This window comes from Chryseobacterium sp. 2VB, from assembly GCF_005503635.1.
GTDB lineage: Bacteria > Bacteroidota > Bacteroidia > Flavobacteriales > Weeksellaceae > Chryseobacterium > Chryseobacterium cupriresistens.
Window position 1 is genome coordinate 70,468 of sequence record NZ_SCNC01000011.1, and the last position, 17,261, is coordinate 87,728.

Here is a 17,261-nt window from a genome sequence, read left to right on the forward strand (position 1 = left end):
TTTTAAGGAGTGTTATTTTACTAACTCCTCAAAAAGCTTACCAAAAGTGGCATTCAGATCCTTTGATTTTCCCGGATGAGGTCTTGAGGTCTGTACGACAGAACTTCTTACCGCTGTCAGCCATCGGAAACGTTCCGGAATATCAAGAAAAGCAATAGGACCGCCATCTTTCTCACCGTTAGCAATTTTTTGAAAGCTTTCCAGATTGTGGATGATATCATCGTAATCCAGTTTGCTGTGCATCAGTTTGAATTTATCCGGACACAAATAGAATTCCACTCTGATGAATTTTTCCTTCTTGGAAAACATCACCAGTCCGATATTGAAAAATTCTTCTCTTTCAACTTTAGGTACCAGGCGTATTACCGCATATTCATATATTTTATCCTCTTGCATTTTTCGCTTCGTTTACAAAGATTTGAGAATTTTCTAATCTGGTTTTCATAAACTGAAAATAGATCTCACGGATTTCTTCCGGTGTTTCGTCGGCATCATTCCAGTGTAACCAGTCTTCAGGAATCATATTGACAATATTTCTGAAAAGAGTATCATTCAAAACTTCATGGGCAAATTTATGCGCTTCATCAAGCATTTTGGCCTTAGGAAGAAGCACATGATCTTTCACGTATTTGAAAGGCGTTTTGGCCGCTGCATCAAAATTCTGCCAGGAGTGGTGGAAGTAGAACGAAGCACCATTATCAATGATCCAAAGTTCTTTATGCCACATCAGCATATTCGTATTTTTAAAAGTACGGTCGATGTTGGTAATGAATGCATCCAGCCATACTATTTTTGAGGCCAGCAGCGGATCCACACTTACTCCCGGGTCATAGGTGATAGATCCGGAAAGATAATGTAAACCCAGATTCAGCCCTTCAGAAAACTTCAGAAGATCCTGGATTTCCTCATCGGCTTCCGTTCTTCCGAAATCGGCGTCAAGATTAACGAAAACAAGTTCAGGAATTTTAAGTCCTAAAGCTTCGGTAATTTTCCCGCCCAACAGTTCGGAGATCAGCATTTTTACCCCATGGCCTGCACCACGGAATTTTAATACATATTTGAAATCATCATCAGCTTCTGCCAGAGCCGGAAGAGATCCTCCTTCTCTCAGGGGCAGAATGTAACGCATCACGGTTACAGTTCTTAAATTCTGCATGCAGCAAAAATAAGCTTATTTTTTAATAATTTTTTTAGTGAATTCCTTTTCTCCTGTTTTATATTGCAGGAAATAAACTCCACTGGCTAAATGCGGAAGTGAAATACTGCAGCCGTCCTCTGTCTTATTCAAATGATAAGGAATGATTTTTCCAGATGCTTCTGTCAGTGAAACGACTTCAAATTGTTTTTTAGAAATAATGTTAATAAGGTTTTGAACCGGATTTGGATAGATTTGAATTCCGTTTTCTATAGTTGTTTCTGCTGTTTGCAATGTACTTACAACAACCAGTTTTGTTTTCGTTGTAGTTGCTCCGCAGGCATCTGTAGTAAGTTTTACATGATAATTTCCTCCTGCAGTATAAGTATGCGTCGGATTTTCCAAAGTAGATGTTGTACCATCACCAAAATCCCATAAATAAGAAGCTGCATTCTGTGTTGTATTAGTAAACTGAACGGTTCCTGCTCCGGTAAGCTGATAAGTAAATCTGCTGTGAACATCATTGTTGGTCACATACCATTGACCAAGCTGGTTATAAACCTCTGTTTTCACAATTTCTTTGATTAGCTGAGCCTGTGCCGGAGTAAGATTTCCATTAAAAGGAATCTGCGTAAGATCTTTCTTGAATATAATAGTATAAAATGTATACGCAGCCGCCATAGAACCAATGTAGCTTGGGTGCGATTCATCCTGATCATACAATTCAATGGCCGGGTTTTGCTCTCTGATTGTTCTCCAGACTTTACCTACAGGAGAGACAATGCCTTCATTGTTCATGGCCATTTCCATATAACGGTTATAAATTTGAGTGTCCATTCCCTGATAGGTGCAGACTGTGGGAAGTCCCGGACAGTTGGCTGCATCACCATTTTTACGGCCCCAGGTCATATAGAAAATAACATTAACACAAGGATTTGATGCTTTAATTAAATTAGAAAGCTGAAGCGCATAAGGATACACCTGGTTTTGTACCTGGGAATCAGGAAACGAAGGAAGCTGGCTCTGTTCCTGCAATACCACGTAATCCCAGTTTCCCTGATTAATGTCTGTAGTGACATTCGGGTTATTGGCATGATCCTGCAGGGTAGCACCTCCCGGAGTCTGGCTGTGATGCTCGAATACATCACCGTTAGATGCAGCAATGCTTTGAATAAGGCCAGGTAAATTGTTAACATAAGTATAACTGTTTCCAATAAAAAAGACCCTTTTGGTCGTCTGGCTCAGGATGAAAGAAAATGTAATTAAAGATAAAAAAAGTAGAGTTTTTTTCATAAATTTCAGTTTGAATTCATCCTATAAATATAAATAATATTAAGTAAAACCCATTTGTTTTATGAATTTGATTATAGAAAAGAATATATACTTAGAAAATAAAGAAACAAAAGGCTTTCTTGCTGATATTTTTTATCCGGCTACTGAAAAAAAACTTCCCCTGATTATATTTGTTCATGGATATAAAGGGTATAAAGATTGGGGCGCCTGGAGCCTGATGGCCGAAAAGTTTGCCGAAGCAGGCTTTTTCTTTGTCAAGTTTAATTTTTCACATAACGGAACAACAACAGAAGATCCGTTTAACTTTGGAGACCTCGAAGCTTTTGGAAATAATAATTATTCTAAAGAACTTTCTGACCTTGGAGTAGTGATTGATCATTTCAGTAAAGATCCTCATGTGGATGATGAAAAGATTGTACTGATCGGACACAGCAGGGGAGGAGGAATATCCATTATCAAAACTTTTGAAGATGAAAGAATCAACGGGTTGATTACGGTGGCCAGTGTGGATACTTTAGATCGTTTTCCAAAAGGAGAAGCCTTTGAGAACTGGAAAAATAATGGAGTGTATTATGCGCTGAACGGCCGTACAAAACAGGAAATGCCTCATTATTATCAGTTTTATGAAGATTTTGAAAAAGATATTCACCGTTTTGATGTAGAACGAGCTACAGAAATGGCTAAGGCTCATATGCTGATTATTCATGGAACAGAAGATGAAGCGGTAGAGGTGAAGCAGGCAGAACATCTTCATATTCTTCACCCCAATTCTGAATTGTTTCTGATTGAAAATGCCAACCATACTTTCGGGGCAAAAGAACCATGGGAAGGAAATGATTTACCAAAAGATCTCCATACTGTAACTGAAAAATGCATTGATTTTATCAAAGAAAAATTGAAATAAAACATTTAAAACTACGTTATTATATAGTAACCACCATACAATATATTTATGAAAAAAATTATTGCAGGCGCATTTGCGCTTTCACTATGTGTTGTTTCATGTAAGAAAGAAACAAAAACAGAATCTTCTGTAAGCAGTGATACTTTGGCAACCGTAATGCCTAAGGATTCCGTAACAACTCCAAAAACAGATTCAGCAGCAACTGCAGCTCCTTCTGCTCCCGCTCCGGACAATATTATTACCAAAAACGTTGGGAAATATCCTCATGATATTAAATTCTTTGAAGATAAAGGTATTTCAGAAAGACTGAAAAAACTTACCGGTGCTCAGTATGATGAGATGGTAAAGAATTTCAACGTGGAAAGTCCTGTTGCATCAGAAAATGGAATCTACAAACTGATAGGATGCAAACAACACGACTGTCCGGGATATGCCACAAGCATTTACTATGATGCTAAAAATGACAACCTGAATATTTCTATTGATAAAAACGGTAAAGCAACAGAATTTGCTGAAAAAGGGAAAATTACGGTCTCAGAATCGCTGAAAGCAAAATAAGAAAGTAAGTGAGAAGCTGGAAGATAATAGTATTCAGTATCTATTGAAATCAAAATGGAATTATTTTCCAAAGGGTATTAATTTGGACAAAAAGCTATTCATAAGACTTTATATACTTCCAGCTTCTTACTTCCAGCATAAAAAATAAGCCTGAAATTTCAGGCTTATTTTTTTATTTAATAGTGAGCAAAACCCACGCTTCTTCCACTTTGCTTTCCAGAAGTAATTTCTGTGCGTCGAGATGAATGTTTTCATCAACATGAAAGTCACCTTCAGGCAATACTTCCGTATTGGCAAGCATTCCAAGGTCATTTCCTGTAAAGACTTTGCTGTATTTTATAGAATCCGGCAGCAGATCAAAACCGATTCCTTTTGTTACCAAAGGTTTAGGTACTTCAAAAAGACTGTTTTCATTGCTTCTGGAATACCAGTTGCTGCCTAAACGGGCTACCATATCCAGTTTTTTCTGATCCAGATTTCCGGCTTCATTCAGATATTCTTCCCTGATATGAATTTTCTGAACTTCACAGATCACCAGATTTCCTGCACCGCCCTGATCACCCAATGATTTTACTTCTAAAACTTTGCATTCAAAGTTAACAGGGCATTCTTCAATCAGCTTAGGTTGTACAAGATCTGCCTCTTTCATGGTAAGACCGGATTTGATAAACTCATTCACTCCGGTTTCATATTCTGTAGAGGCTAAAGAAATCTGTTGTACAATCGGAAAATTGACTGTTCCGATGACTACTTCCGGTACTTCAAGAACATTTTCCAGCGTATGTTTTGTAGTATTGTCACGAACCCTTCTCGATGGTGAAAAAATCAAAATCGGAGGAACCGTACTGAACATATTAAAAAAACTGAACGGAGATAAGTTATTATTACCGTTTTTATCCACTGTAGAAGCCAATGCAATGGGACGTGGTGAAACGGCGGTTTGCATGATGGTCTGCAGTTGTACGGAGGTTATCTCGGAGGGGATTACTGTTTTCATATTCTATTTAACCACAAAAGGCACAAAAGTTTTAAGTAAAATACTTTTAATCATTAAAGTTTAAAAAAGCATATCGTAATATTGATTTACAAAGGTTTCTTGCCCTTCGTGATATAGGTTTTTTACATTAAAATTGACTAAAATGCCTTTGGGTTTCTTCATTAAGTTAATATAGTTAAGAAGTTGAGCTCTATGAATATCATTAAGCTTCGCAACTGACTTTAATTCTACCACAATTAAGTCCTCAATTAAAAAGTCGCAAAAGAAATCACAATTAATTTCTTTTCCTTTATAATGTACCGGAACTTTCAATTCAGATTTAAAATTAATATTTCTTAATTTGAATTCTTCTTCCAGACATTTATGATATACGCTTTCCAATAAACCAGGCCCTAAAATTTTGTGAACTTCTATACAAGCACCATTTATTTTAAAGACCTGTTAAAAATGATTGCGTAATCATAAATTCTTTTGTGACTTTTGTGGTAAAAAAAAGTTAAAGTGCTGGAATAATTTTACCTGAAACTTCACCGAAACCTACTCTCACACCGTCTTTTTCAGCCCAGGCCTTCATGGTAACCGTATCATTGTCTTCAATGAATTTTCTTTCTTCTCCGTTGCTTAATGATAAAGGATTTTGTCCTCTCCATGTAAGTTCAAGCATAGAACCGAAAGATTTCGGGTCACTTCCGGAAATGGTTCCACTGGCGTACATATCACCAACTTCTACGTTGCAACCGTTTACCGTATGATGTGCCAGTTGCTGGGTCATATTCCAGTACATGTGTTTGTAGTTGCTTTCGCAGATCAGGTTTTGATCTCCGTTTTCAGGCTGGATATATACTTCAAGGTTGATATCGTAATTTTTATCACCTTCAAATTTTAAATAGTCTAAAACCTCAGGATCCTGGGTTGGAGAAGCGGTTCTGAATGGCTCCAGAGCTTCAAGGGTAACTACCCAGGGAGAAATGGATGAACCGAAGTTTTTCGCAAGGAAAGGCCCTAGCGGAACATATTCCCAGGATTGGATATCTCTTGCAGACCAATCGTTGAAAACGACCATTCCGAAGATGGCATCTTCAGCGTCTTTAGTAGAAATACTTTCTCCCATCTCTGTATTTTTATTGATGATGAAAGCCATTTCCAGTTCGAAATCCAGTTGTTTAGATGGTCCGAAAACCGGTTTATCTGCATCGGCAGGCTTTGTCTGACCTTTCGGACGATTGATCTCCGTTCCGGAAACTACGATAGAGGATGCTCTTCCGTGGTAACCTACCGGTAGATGTTTCCAGTTGGGTAATAAAGCGTTTGCCGGATCACGGAACATTTTTCCTACGTTGGTAGCATGTTCGATGCTGCTATAGAAGTCTGTATAATTCGGGATGTGAACAGGCATCATCATTTTTACTTTATCCAGGTCATAGAAAGCCTCTTCAATAGTTTTCTGATCTTTTGATAAAGTGGATCCTTCCTGTAATAAGGTTTGGATTTTGGTACGAACAGCATTGGTAACAGGCTTACCCAGCTCGATAAATTCGTTGATGGTATAGGCTTCAAAAACATTGTCGTCTAATCCTTCAATATCTTCAAAATACCCAAGATCATACAAGGTAGCAAGATCAATGACCTGATCTCCGATTCTTGTACAGCATCCGATATATTCTTTGTTAAAAACTGCGACTCCGAAAGGAATATTTTGTATAGAAAAATCCGAATTTGAGGAATAGTCTACAAATGATTTCATAAGTTTAGATTTTAGTTAGATTAAATATCATCCGGAGAATTCCCCGGAACATTTATTTGGTCTTTTTTGAATAAGAGGCTTCATCAATCCATCTGTCTCTGGTATTGACATCGATGAGGTATAAAATATTGTCCTGTTGTGTCAGCAGTAAAGTCTTCGTGACAGGCATTGGGATTTTTTTGTTTTCAAGCATGTCTGCCCGTAAAGAAATAATATTTTTTTTTCTGATGATATCCCCGGTGAAAACATTGGAACTGCTTTCTCCTGTTGCTTTATCATCGAAAACTTCTACATACGTGGCATTATTTCCTTTGATGATAATAAAGTCCCGCTCCGTATGATCGGCTTCATCTTTGATGAAAACAAACTTTTTGTTATCAATATTTACATTTTCAAGATGCTGATTGATGCCTTTTCTTTGTTCAAGTCGGTTAAGGATTTCATTCAAAGTTCCATATTGAGCTTTAAGCCCTAAGGTTCCCAGAAGGAAAATCCCGATAAAAAGTTTTCTCATATACTGTGTTTTATAAAAAAGTTTTGCCAGAATACAGTATTCTGACAAAACTTATATTTTATTGTAAAATTAAAGATTACCTCTTCTTTCCTGTTCTCTTTCTAATGCTTCGAATAACGCCTTGAAATTTCCGGCACCAAAACTTTGCGCACCGTGTCTTTCAATAATTTCGAAGAATAGAGTAGGGCGGTCTTCTACAGGCTTCGTAAAGATCTGTAATAAATACCCTTCTTCATCATGATCAATAAGTATACCTAACTCCTGAAGTTTTTTAAGATCTTCATCAATATGACCTACTCTTTCAGGAACCATGTCGTAATAAGCTTCCGGTGGAGCAGAAAGGAATTCAACACCACGTTTCTTCAATTCAGTTACGGTATGGATGATATCTTTCGTCGCTACAGCAATGTGCTGTACCCCTTCTCCTTCGTAGAAATCAAGATATTCTTCTACCTGAGATTTCTTTTTACCTTCTGCAGGTTCGTTGATTGGGAATTTTGCATATCCGTTTCCGTTTGACATTACTTTAGACATCAGTGCAGAATATTCTGTGTTGATCTGCTTATCATCAAAAGAAAGGATGTTAACAAATCCCATTACTTTTTCATACCATTCTACGGTCGGGATCATTCTGTTCCAGTCAACATTTCCTACACAGTGGTCTACATATAATAAACCTGCTTCTTCAGGATTATAATCACTGTCCCACTTTTCATAACCAGGCATGAAAGCTCCGTTATAATTTTTTCTTTCCACAAACATGTGAACGGTTTCTCCATAGGTGTAGATACCGGACATTCTTACCTCACCCTGCTCATCAGTTAACGTTACAGGCTCTAAATAAGGTTTTCCTCCTCTTTTAGTTGTTTCTTCGAAAGCTGCATAAGCGTCATCTACCCAAAGTGCCAAAATTTTTACTCCGTCACCATGTTTTTTTACGTGCTCACTGATAGGAGAGTCAGATTTAAGTCCTGTTGTTAATACCAATCTGATTTTTCCTTGTTGAAGCACATAAGATGCACGGTCTCTTACTCCTGTTTCAGGACCCGCATAAGCTACAGACTGAAAACCGAAAGCGGTTTTGTAATAATGGGCAGCCTGTTTTGCATTTCCTACATAAAACTCAATATAATCTGTACCATTAATTGGTAAGAAATTTTCTGCTTGAGCTATTTTCTCGGCAAATGTAAGTGTTGACATATTTTCTCTTTTACTTTTATTTTATTGGTATGCAAATTACAAAATTCTTAGACATTGCGAAAATATTCCCCCGGATTCATTGAATATATTTAACATAACGTTAAAGAAGAGTTTACTTAAGTATATTTAAGTTTCATAAGTTTAAAATCGTCTGCCTACATTTGTTATACAAAAAGACAAGTGAAAAAAAAATATTTCGAAACATGAAAGCCGTAGATTTCTCTGCGGCTTTTTATTTTAGATTGTTTCAATTTTTCGATTGAGCATTCCTGCGTCGGGATTATAATTATCCCATATCTTCCAGGTATCATTTATTTTTCGGATAAAATAGATCTGGGTACTGAGTTGATTTACGAAATGTTCTTCGCCGGTTTCTCCCACTTTAAACAGAAGATTCCAGAACTCCTGAGACTCCAGGATTTTTTTGTCCGGTTCGTCTGTGACAACGTGAATATCAAATACTTCGTAATTGGATCTGTTGTTTTTTGTAATCAGGTGAAAATCTTTATCGCACAATTCTTTACTAAACTGTGAAGCTCTTTCCAGAAAAGGAGAATCGTCAAAGACCAGACCTTTTAAAAGTTCGGTATTGTGAGTCGGAAACTGCTTATAAAATTCAAAAACGGCAGCACAGTAATCATATACCATCTGTGTAAGATAGGATTGGTCATCGCTTCCCTCATCATTCTCTTTTCTGTACCTTACCGTAAGGATGTAATCATTAAGATCTTTATATCCTAAAAAGATACAGATTTTATCCAGTGTTTTTAAAAATCTGAGATCACTGTGGGTTTTATCCTGATAATCGTTTTCAAAAAATCGTTGAAGGGTAACATGGGAAATGGTATTTCCGATTTCAAATTTTTTTCCTCCCTTCAGTTCCTCAGCCTCAGAGAGTGCATCTTTGATGATTTCGGAAAGAATAATATAGTGGCTTCTCTTCCATTCATTCACATTCCCCAAAACAGAATTCCTTACCTTGGAATGTTTTATAATTTCGTCTCGTATCGAATTATATATAGTTTTCAATTTCCTTGTTTTTGAGTGAATTTTATCAAATATACTGCCAAAAAATTAATATTTTCATATGATTCTATGATGTTAAATTCAAAATTTGTTTTAATTTTTATAGCAGAAATAGTTTTGAAAACTTTATGGTTTGATTATCAATGTTTAAATCTTTCAAAAGCAGCTCTTTCCAGCATTTCTCTGTCATCCGGATGGGCAATGCTGATAAGTTCCTGCGCTCTCTGGCGAAGATTTTTTCCGTACAGATAAGCTGTCCCGTATTCAGTTACTACATAATGAATATGCCCTCTTGTAGTAACTACACCAGCGCCTTGCTTAAGAAAGGGAACGATTCTGGAAATTCCTTTTTTGGTTCTTGCGGTAATGGCTATGATAGGTTTTCCGTCATCACTTAAAGCAGCACCGCGCATAAAATCCATTTGTCCTCCGATTCCACTATACTGGAGCGTTCCGATAGAGTCGGCACATACCTGTCCTGTAAGGTCTATTTCAATAGCAGAATTGATGGCAACCATCTTTTTGTTTCTCATGATATTGATCGGAAAATTAACCTCGCTTACGTCTCTGAAGGCAAACACGGTATTGTCATCCACATAGTCATAAAGTTTGCGGGTTCCGAAACAGAAACTTGTAATGGTTTTATTGTCGTTGTAGCCTTTGTATTTGTTGTTGATCACATCATCCTGAATAAGGTCAATAACACCGTCGCTCAGCATTTCTGTGTGAATTCCCAGATCTTTGTGATTGGTAAGGCATTTCAGAACCGCATCAGGAATGGTTCCGATCCCCATCTGAAGGGTAGATCGGTCTTCAATAAGCTCCGCAACATTTTTTCCTACCAGCATTTCTTCGGGGCCTACTTTGGAACCATAATCTACTGTTGGAAGTTCTTCTTCATGCCATACCAGTTTATGAATCCTGCTGATGTGGATCATCCCGTCTCCATGGGTTCTCGGCATTCTTGGATTAACGATGGCTACAATGATTTTTGCCGTATCTACAGCAGCTCTCGCAATATCGACTGAAGTTCCCAACGTACAAAAACCATGTTGATCTGGTGGAGAAACGGTGACGATCGCCACATCCAGTGGCAGTATATTTTTTCTGAATAAAATAGGAATTTCACTTAAGAAAACGGGAACAAAGTCTCCGCGGTCAGAATTCACAGCATCACGCACAGGTGTGGAAACAAATAAAGAATTGATGAAAAAGCTGTCTTTGTATTGTGGTTTTGCAATTTCCACATTTCCCTGCTGGGTAATGGAAACCATTTCCACATTTTGCAACCGGCCGGACTGTCTTGCCAGCTCGTCAATCAGATAATTCGGGGTACATGCACTGCCATGAAAGAACACACGGTTTCCACTTTTTATTGTATATATTGCTTCTTCTGCGCTGATGTAATTATTCATATTTTGTCTTTTTTAAAAGGGTGTTCAACGTATTTTAAATCTCATAAAAATACCGCTCTTCTTTCAAAGATAATCTTTATAATTTTATGTTCATATAAATTTTTTGAGGATATCGAACAGACTTTTGTCATGTCGAAGAAAGTAAATTAAAATTAAAAATAAAGATATAATTCATTGAAATTCATGTTGTTGTATTGTTGGGAGATTATTGATTGGACTAGATGGAAAGAATGTTGTCAGATAAAAGATGCTAGCCTGTAAGTGTAAAAAGTTTTTAGGTTGAATATCTAGGAAAGTCTTATCAATATTGGTTTCATTCAAAGAAAAAACCGTCATTAGACTCAAAAAAGTAAATGACGGCTCTTATTTTTAAACTTTGCTTATCAAACTCCGGCTCATTAATAAAAAAAATCAGTATTTGATAATTTACACAAAGCAGTACTCCTCGCTTGGTGAGTTTTGATACTTTTTTATATTACAGACCATAAAGTCTTTTACACACGCATACTGTATGACTTGTATTTTGTGGGTTATAGCAAAAATCTTCAGGAAACGCCTCTACAAATTGATTCATTAATTGAATACAAACGACACGTGTTGGGTTGTCGCCTCCTTTTACATTTTTTAACTCGTTTCTCTTGATTTTTTTTAGATTTTTCATAGATAAATTATTGTATTAGTTTTTCCTACTCGTATAGCTTTTCGGAGGACGCTTTAATTTTTTTAAATTTAAAAATTAATTCCGAAATATGTCATTAATTCCGAAAAAAAACCGCCAATAAACTTAAATAAAGTAAATGACGGTCAATTATTTTAAACTTAGTTTAAACTGAATCCTGAATTAATTAGAAATTTCAGCAATGGTTTTCTGTTTCATACTTCCGGTTTCTGCAAATCGTAAATGCCAGCTGAAGGCTTCCTGTAATAAATGAGGAGTATGACCTCCTTTTTCGCAGGCTCTGTCGAAATATGATTGTAATTCTTCTTTATAATCCGGGTGAACACAGTTGTCAATGATTTTCTGTGCTCTTTCTCTTGGAGCTAAACCTCTTAAATCAGCCAATCCGACATCTGTTACCAGAATATCAACATCATGTTCCGTATGGTCGGTATGAGAAACCATTGGAAGGACGTGAGAAATATTGTTGCCTTTTGAAGCAGCCTGAGTTACGAAAATACTTAAATAAGCATTTCTCGCGAAGTCTCCTGAACCTCCGATTCCATTCATGATTTTGGTTCCTCCGATATGAGTGGAGTTTACATTTCCATAAATATCGAATTCAATAGCTGTATTGATGGCAATCACTCCTAATCTTCTGATCAGTCCCGGTGTATTGGAAATATTCTGAGGTCTTAAAACGAATTTGTCTTTATATTTTGAAAGATTTCCTAATACTCTTTCGTAGCATTCCTGAGAAACGGTAATGGAAGATGCTGAGGCAAAGCTCAGCTTACCGGAATCGATCAGATCGAAGGTACTGTCCTGAAGTACTTCGGAAAACATTGTCAGATCATAAAAATTACTGTCTTTGAAACCTGTCAGAACAGCGTTGGCTACTTTACCAATACCAGCCTGAAGAGGAAGTAGTCTGTCGGTAAGTCGTCCCAAAAGAACTTCATTTTCAAAGAAAGCAAGAAGATATTTGGCAATAGCTGTAGTCTTTTCGTCCGGTTCTGCAATATCAGCCGGGCTGTCTTTACGGTTGGTAAATACGATAGCTTCAATTTTTTCAGGATCTACAGGAATGCTTTTTCTCCCGATTTTGTTCCATGGCGCTACGATAGGAATAACATTTCTGTAAGGATAATCTTCGGCCTGGTAGATATCATGGATTCCATAAACTTCTTCAGGAACTTCTGTATTGATTTCAATGATCACTTTTTTAGCCAAAGCAGCAAATGTTACAGAATTTCCTACAGATGTAGTAGGAACAATACTTCCGTCTCTTTCAATATAGGCCGCTTCAATAATAGCTACGTCAATACTCTGAAGATTTTTGGTGTGGAGGAGTTCGGCACTTTCACTTAAATGCTGGTCGATGAAGAGAATTTCGCCATTGTTGATTTTATTTCTTAAAACAGGATCTACCTGGAAAGGCATCCTTTTCTTCAGAACATTGGCTTCAGCCAGCTTTCCATCGGTACCGTGGCCTAGTGAAGCTCCCGTCATTAAAGTGACTTTAAGGTCTTCGGTTTTTCCTCTTTCTGCCAGTGCCGGCAAAATGGCTTTGCTGTCACCTGCTTTCGTAAAGCCGCTGGACCCGATGGTCATACCGTCTTTAATGATTTTTACTGCGTTTTCCGCGGTAGTTACTTTCCCGCGTAGACTTTCTAATCTGATTCTTTCTAACATGTAATATTGATTTTGTTTTAAACCACCATTACTTAGGATGCGTCATGAAAAATAATGATGGCCAATATGGTAACCATACCTTACAAATTTACGAAAAAAGACGCTTTAAATAAAGGATTTAAAGCGTCTTTTGTATGTATTCAGTAATACTTTTTTTAAATGAAATAAAGTACTATTCTTGTTTTATTCTAACCATGAAGTTTTATAAGAAGGATCTTCCACTTTTAAAGCTTCTTCAGTAATTTTCAAAGGGCGGAAAGGGTCTACCATTACTGCATATTCTTCTGTGAATTTTTTTCCGATACTTCTTTCCATAGCACCTGGATGAGGTCCGTGTACAATTCCTCCCGGGTGAAGGGTGAAGTCCATAAGGTCGATATGATTACGGCTCATGAAGTCTCCTTCCGTATAGAATAATACCTCATCAGAGTCAATATTGGAGTGGTTGTAAGGTGCAGGAATCGCCTGTGGGTGATAATCATACATTCTTGCACAGAATGAGCAGACTACAAAATTGTGTCCCTCAAAATTCTGGTGGACCGGCGGCGGCTGGTGAATTCTTCCAGTAATCGGTTCGAAGTTTTTAATGTTGAATTTATAAGGATAAAAATATCCGTCCCAGCCTACTACATCAAACGGGTGAGTCGCGTAGATGAAATCGGTAACCTGGTTTTCTTTTTTTACTTTAATTAAGAATTCTCCCTTTTCATCGATGGGTTCTCTGTAGGCAGGAGCAATTATATCTCTTTCGCAGAATGGAGAATGTTCCAAAAGCTGCCCGAATTCATTTCTGTATCTTTTCGGAGTGTAAATAGGAGAGTGGCTTTCCAATACGAAAAACACAGTATCATCAGACTTCAGTTCTACCTGATAGATAGTTCCTCGCGGAATAATAAGATAATCTCCGGTTACGAATTCAAGATCACCTACAAATGTTTTTAAGATTCCGTTTCCCTGGTGAACATATAAAAGTTCATCACATTCTGCATTTTTGTAGAAATAATCCATCGATTTTCTTGGCTTGGCCAGCCCCATTTTCAGGTCGTTATTCATCAAAAGGATTTTTCGGCTGTCCATAAAATCATCTTCAGGAGTAACGTTCATTCCTTTAAACATTCTTGGAGCCACATTTTTTTCCACAGCGATTTTAGGAGTAACATCTTTCGGCTCACCGATAGATTTGATTTGTGTAGGGCGGTGGATATGATATAACAGAGAAGAAATACCATGGAACCCTTCTGTACCGAAAAGCTGCTCATAGTAAAATTTATCTTCAGGAGACTTAAAGATCGTGTGTCTTTTTGGTGGGATATTTCCCGATTGATGATATCTCATTTTACTTTCATATGTAGTTTCTCAAATTTAATCATTTTTCATGAATTGACTTCATCTATATTTTCAGTGTAAAGTTTTGTATTTGAAAAATAATTGTTAGATTTGTCTAACAATTTTAATTTCATGAAGCGAATATTATTTTCTATTACTTTTTTATCTACCTATTGCTTTGCGCAGGAGACGGACAGTTTGAGCTTGCAGCAGACTAAAAGTCAGGATTCTGCAAAAGTTATGAAGAGGGAATTTAAGACCAGTACCATTGAAGATGTAGTGGTTACCGGAACCATAAAACCAATGAGCAGATCGAAAAGTCCTGTGGCAGTGGAGATCTACAGTCAGAAATTTTTCCAGAAAAATCCTACTCCAAGTATTTTTGAGGCCATTGCCATGGTGAATGGAGTAAAACCTCAGCTGAACTGTTCTGTGTGCAATACGGGAGATATCCATATTAATGGCTTGGAAGGACCGTATACCATGATCCTGATTGACGGAATGCCGATTGTAAGTTCACTTTCCACCGTATATGGATTAAGCGGAATCCCCAATAGTCTGGTAGACAGAATTGAAGTTGTAAAAGGTCCTGCGTCTTCTATCTATGGCTCTGAAGCGATGGGAGGTGTGATCAATATTATTACCAAAAATGCTTTGACTGCTCCTAAGCTGAGTGTAGATCTGATGACATCGAGCTGGTTTGAAAATAATTTGGACCTTTCCACCAAATTCAACGTAGGAAAGAAAGCTGCTTCTTTATTAAGTTTAAATTATTTCAGTTTTCAGGAAAGAATAGATCAGAATAAAGATAATTTCACCGATGCTACTTTACAAAGCAGAATTTCGGTTTTCAATAAGTGGAATTTTAAAAGAAAGGAAAACAGGCAGGCAAGTTTTGCCATGAGATATCTGTATGAAGACCGTTTTGGTGGTGAAATGCAGTGGAATAAATCTTTCCGTGGCAGTGATGAGGTGTACGGGGAAAGTATCTATACCAACAGGGCAGAGATTTTTGGTTTGTATGAATGGCCTATGAAAGAACATATTGTGACCCAGTTTTCTTATAATTATCACGACCAGAATTCTTTTTACGGATCCAATCCGTTCAATGCTACACAAAAGGTAGCTTTTATACAGACGTATTGGGACAGAAGCTTCGGGAAACATGATGTCACTGCGGGACTTACTTTTAAAAGAACGTTTTACGATGACAATACACCCGGAACATTGGCTTCAGACGGCATCACGAATGCGCCAATGAAATCACCGATCTGGGGAGCATTTATTCAGGATCAATGGGAAATCAATGATCAAAACACCTTATTGCTTGGATACAGATATGATTATGATAAAGTGCATCATTCCGTACATTCACCGAGGTTGGCATGGAAATTTAATCCTAATCCATACCATACCTTGCGTTTCAATTTCGGAACAGGTTTCAGAGTGGTGAATTTATTTACGGAAGATCACGCTGCATTAACCGGTTCAAGGGAAGTGGTGGTAAAATCAGACCTGAAACCGGAAAGATCCATCAACGGAAATCTGAATTATATCTGGAAAATTCCTGTACGAAACCGAATGGTGAATCTTGATGCTTCTGCATTTTATACCTATTTCAGCAATAAAATTGTAGGAGATTTTGATTCCGATCCTAATAAAATTATTTATGATAATCTTCACGGGTACGGAATTTCAAGAGGAGCTTCCCTGAATGTGGATTTCACATTTCAATTTCCTCTGAGTGTCAATCTGGGAGTCACTTATCTGGATGTCTATCAGAAATTTGATAATGAAAATCAAAAAACACAGCAATTGCATGCTCCGAAATGGAGTGGTACTTATAATCTGACGTATAAGTTCGCCAATAATCTGACCATCGATTTTACAGGACAGTTCTATGGCCCCATGAGGCTTCCTGTTCTGGTAAACGACTACCGCCCTGAATATTCACCGTTTTATTCTCTGGCTAATATTCAGGTGTCTAAGAGCTTTAAATCCGGATTTGAAGTGTATTGCGGAATAAAAAACCTATTCAATTTCAGACCTAAAGATCCTTTGATGAGACCGTTTGACCCGTTTGATAAATATGTTGATGATCCTGTCAACAACCCTAATCACTATACTTTTGATACGGCATACGGCTATGCACCAATGCAGGGCATCAGAGGCTTTCTGGGTGTAAAATATACTTTGAAATGAAAAAAATAGCTTTATTTTTAATGTTAGTGCCTTGTTTTTATCTGTCTCAGATGAAGACAGGCACTTTTTCTGATCTTGAGGTTCAGCAGAAAGAAAATCCTAAACCGGTTGTGATCCATCTATATACAGATTGGTGTGCGGTCTGTAAGATTGAGTCTTTCCGTATGAATAAAGATAAAGAGCTGGTGAATATGGTCAATGATCACTTTTATTTTATCAACTTTGAGACAGAGAAAACGAAGGAGAAAATTCATTTTCAGAATCAGGATTTTGAATATCTGCAGAATGGAAATTCGGGAATTCATGAGCTGGCGCTGGCATTGTCAAAAAATAAAAATCAGCCTGTTTATCCTTTGTGGATATTCCTGGATAAGCATCAGAATCTGGTGTATTATCAGGAAGGGCAGATCACGACTGAAAAAATGAAGCAGAAACTGTTGGAGATTTCTGCTTTGTGAGGTGTAGGATTAAATCCAGACAATTATACACAATTCCACATTAATCCTGCTATCTTATTATTAGGACACTCTCATTCTGAATGTAACGCAGTGAAATGAAGAATCTAACTTTACATAAGATTCTTCCTTCGTCAGA

General features: G+C 37.3%; 17 protein-coding genes. 4 read left to right on the top strand and 13 right to left on the bottom strand.

The window, feature by feature from the left end:
- Positions 1-12: 12 nt before the first annotated feature.
- Genes FFS26_RS12195 through FFS26_RS12205 form a run of 3 tightly spaced genes read right to left on the bottom strand, consistent with a single transcriptional unit; the run spans position 13 to position 2,428 of the window.
- A complete protein-coding gene (locus FFS26_RS12195) occupies positions 13-396 on the bottom strand; it encodes a DUF3037 domain-containing protein (RefSeq protein WP_110010891.1) in 384 nt (127 codons plus the stop codon).
- Positions 383-1,156: a HipA family kinase gene (locus FFS26_RS12200; RefSeq protein WP_137905141.1), complete on the bottom strand. Its 774-nt coding sequence runs from the start codon at positions 1,154-1,156 to the stop codon at positions 383-385. The genes FFS26_RS12195 and FFS26_RS12200 overlap by 14 nt, the downstream gene beginning before the upstream one ends.
- A gap of 15 nt (positions 1,157-1,171) precedes the next feature.
- Complete coding sequence (locus FFS26_RS12205; protein WP_137905142.1) at positions 1,172-2,428, bottom strand: T9SS type A sorting domain-containing protein; 1,257 nt, start codon at positions 2,426-2,428, stop codon at positions 1,172-1,174.
- A gap of 61 nt (positions 2,429-2,489) precedes the next feature.
- Between FFS26_RS12205 and FFS26_RS12210 the strand changes: the two genes are divergently transcribed.
- Together FFS26_RS12210 and FFS26_RS12215 are read left to right on the top strand one after the other, a co-directional pair.
- Positions 2,490-3,332 (top strand): alpha/beta hydrolase family protein, encoded by an 843-nt coding sequence (locus tag FFS26_RS12210; protein ID WP_110010893.1) that lies wholly within the window; start codon positions 2,490-2,492, stop codon positions 3,330-3,332.
- A 48-nt stretch (positions 3,333-3,380) separates the two neighbouring features.
- Positions 3,381-3,890 carry a hypothetical protein gene (locus FFS26_RS12215; protein WP_137905143.1) on the top strand — a complete coding sequence of 170 codons (510 nt, stop codon included), beginning with the start codon at positions 3,381-3,383 and terminating at the stop codon, positions 3,888-3,890.
- 172 nt (positions 3,891-4,062) lie between these two features.
- Here the strand turns inward: FFS26_RS12215 and FFS26_RS12220 are convergent, their stop codons facing one another.
- From FFS26_RS12220 to FFS26_RS12260, 10 genes are all read right to left on the bottom strand, one after another.
- Complete coding sequence (locus FFS26_RS12220; protein WP_110010895.1) at positions 4,063-4,887, bottom strand: flavin reductase family protein; 825 nt, start codon at positions 4,885-4,887, stop codon at positions 4,063-4,065.
- A gap of 60 nt (positions 4,888-4,947) precedes the next feature.
- Positions 4,948-5,316, bottom strand: a complete 369-nt coding sequence (locus tag FFS26_RS12225; RefSeq protein ID WP_110010896.1) for a GxxExxY protein — start codon at positions 5,314-5,316, stop codon at positions 4,948-4,950.
- A 67-nt stretch (positions 5,317-5,383) separates the two neighbouring features.
- Positions 5,384-6,631, bottom strand: a complete 1,248-nt coding sequence (gene fahA / locus FFS26_RS12230; RefSeq protein ID WP_137905144.1) for a fumarylacetoacetase — start codon at positions 6,629-6,631, stop codon at positions 5,384-5,386.
- Between the two features lie 52 nt (positions 6,632-6,683).
- The gene (locus FFS26_RS12235) at positions 6,684-7,145 is read right to left on the bottom strand and encodes a hypothetical protein (RefSeq protein WP_137905145.1); all 462 of its coding nucleotides are present in this window, start codon (positions 7,143-7,145) and stop codon (positions 6,684-6,686) included.
- A 69-nt stretch (positions 7,146-7,214) separates the two neighbouring features.
- Positions 7,215-8,345, bottom strand: coding sequence for a 4-hydroxyphenylpyruvate dioxygenase (gene hppD / locus FFS26_RS12240; protein WP_137905146.1), 1,131 nt, complete (start codon positions 8,343-8,345; stop codon positions 7,215-7,217).
- A 237-nt stretch (positions 8,346-8,582) separates the two neighbouring features.
- The gene (locus FFS26_RS12245; protein ID WP_137905147.1) at positions 8,583-9,374 is read right to left on the bottom strand and encodes a hypothetical protein; all 792 of its coding nucleotides are present in this window, start codon (positions 9,372-9,374) and stop codon (positions 8,583-8,585) included.
- 137 nt (positions 9,375-9,511) lie between these two features.
- Positions 9,512-10,786 carry an acetyl-CoA hydrolase/transferase family protein gene (locus tag FFS26_RS12250; protein WP_110010900.1) on the bottom strand — a complete coding sequence of 425 codons (1,275 nt, stop codon included), beginning with the start codon at positions 10,784-10,786 and terminating at the stop codon, positions 9,512-9,514.
- Positions 10,787-11,261: 475 nt separating this feature from the next.
- Positions 11,262-11,447, bottom strand: coding sequence for a bacteriocin-like protein (locus FFS26_RS22985; RefSeq protein ID WP_410493528.1), 186 nt, complete (start codon positions 11,445-11,447; stop codon positions 11,262-11,264).
- A gap of 180 nt (positions 11,448-11,627) precedes the next feature.
- Positions 11,628-13,139: a succinate CoA transferase gene (locus tag FFS26_RS12255; protein WP_110010901.1), complete on the bottom strand. Its 1,512-nt coding sequence runs from the start codon at positions 13,137-13,139 to the stop codon at positions 11,628-11,630.
- 183 nt (positions 13,140-13,322) lie between these two features.
- Positions 13,323-14,474, bottom strand: coding sequence for a homogentisate 1,2-dioxygenase (locus FFS26_RS12260; RefSeq protein ID WP_110010902.1), 1,152 nt, complete (start codon positions 14,472-14,474; stop codon positions 13,323-13,325).
- Positions 14,475-14,597: 123 nt separating this feature from the next.
- On the opposite strand from FFS26_RS12260, the gene FFS26_RS12265 reads away from it, so the two are divergent.
- Positions 14,598-16,667: a TonB-dependent receptor plug domain-containing protein gene (locus FFS26_RS12265; protein ID WP_171006300.1), complete on the top strand. Its 2,070-nt coding sequence runs from the start codon at positions 14,598-14,600 to the stop codon at positions 16,665-16,667.
- Positions 16,664-17,125 carry a redoxin domain-containing protein gene (locus tag FFS26_RS12270; protein ID WP_110010903.1) on the top strand — a complete coding sequence of 154 codons (462 nt, stop codon included), beginning with the start codon at positions 16,664-16,666 and terminating at the stop codon, positions 17,123-17,125. The genes FFS26_RS12265 and FFS26_RS12270 overlap by 4 nt, the downstream gene beginning before the upstream one ends.
- Positions 17,126-17,261: the final 136 nt, after the last annotated feature.

Bases quoted from the DNA above. Each gene is read 5' to 3' on its own strand.
- FFS26_RS22985 (WP_410493528.1), bottom strand. From the start codon at position 11,447: ATGAAAAATCTAAAAAAAATCAAGAGAAACGAGTTAAAAAATGTAAAA.
- FFS26_RS12215 (WP_137905143.1), top strand. From the start codon at position 3,381: ATGAAAAAAATTATTGCAGGCGCATTTGCGCTTTCACTATGTGTTGTT.
- FFS26_RS12255 (WP_110010901.1), bottom strand. From the start codon at position 13,139: ATGTTAGAAAGAATCAGATTAGAAAGTCTACGCGGGAAAGTAACTACC.
- fahA (WP_137905144.1), bottom strand. From the start codon at position 6,631: ATGAAATCATTTGTAGACTATTCCTCAAATTCGGATTTTTCTATACAA.
- FFS26_RS12235 (WP_137905145.1), bottom strand. From the start codon at position 7,145: ATGAGAAAACTTTTTATCGGGATTTTCCTTCTGGGAACCTTAGGGCTT.
- FFS26_RS12210 (WP_110010893.1), top strand. From the start codon at position 2,490: ATGAATTTGATTATAGAAAAGAATATATACTTAGAAAATAAAGAAACA.
- hppD (WP_137905146.1), bottom strand. From the start codon at position 8,345: ATGTCAACACTTACATTTGCCGAGAAAATAGCTCAAGCAGAAAATTTC.
- FFS26_RS12260 (WP_110010902.1), bottom strand. From the start codon at position 14,474: ATGAGATATCATCAATCGGGAAATATCCCACCAAAAAGACACACGATC.
- FFS26_RS12265 (WP_171006300.1), top strand. From the start codon at position 14,598: ATGAAGCGAATATTATTTTCTATTACTTTTTTATCTACCTATTGCTTT.
- FFS26_RS12270 (WP_110010903.1), top strand. From the start codon at position 16,664: ATGAAAAAAATAGCTTTATTTTTAATGTTAGTGCCTTGTTTTTATCTG.
- FFS26_RS12200 (WP_137905141.1), bottom strand. From the start codon at position 1,156: ATGCAGAATTTAAGAACTGTAACCGTGATGCGTTACATTCTGCCCCTG.
- FFS26_RS12195 (WP_110010891.1), bottom strand. From the start codon at position 396: ATGCAAGAGGATAAAATATATGAATATGCGGTAATACGCCTGGTACCT.
- FFS26_RS12250 (WP_110010900.1), bottom strand. From the start codon at position 10,786: ATGAATAATTACATCAGCGCAGAAGAAGCAATATATACAATAAAAAGT.
- FFS26_RS12220 (WP_110010895.1), bottom strand. From the start codon at position 4,887: ATGAAAACAGTAATCCCCTCCGAGATAACCTCCGTACAACTGCAGACC.
- FFS26_RS12205 (WP_137905142.1), bottom strand. From the start codon at position 2,428: ATGAAAAAAACTCTACTTTTTTTATCTTTAATTACATTTTCTTTCATC.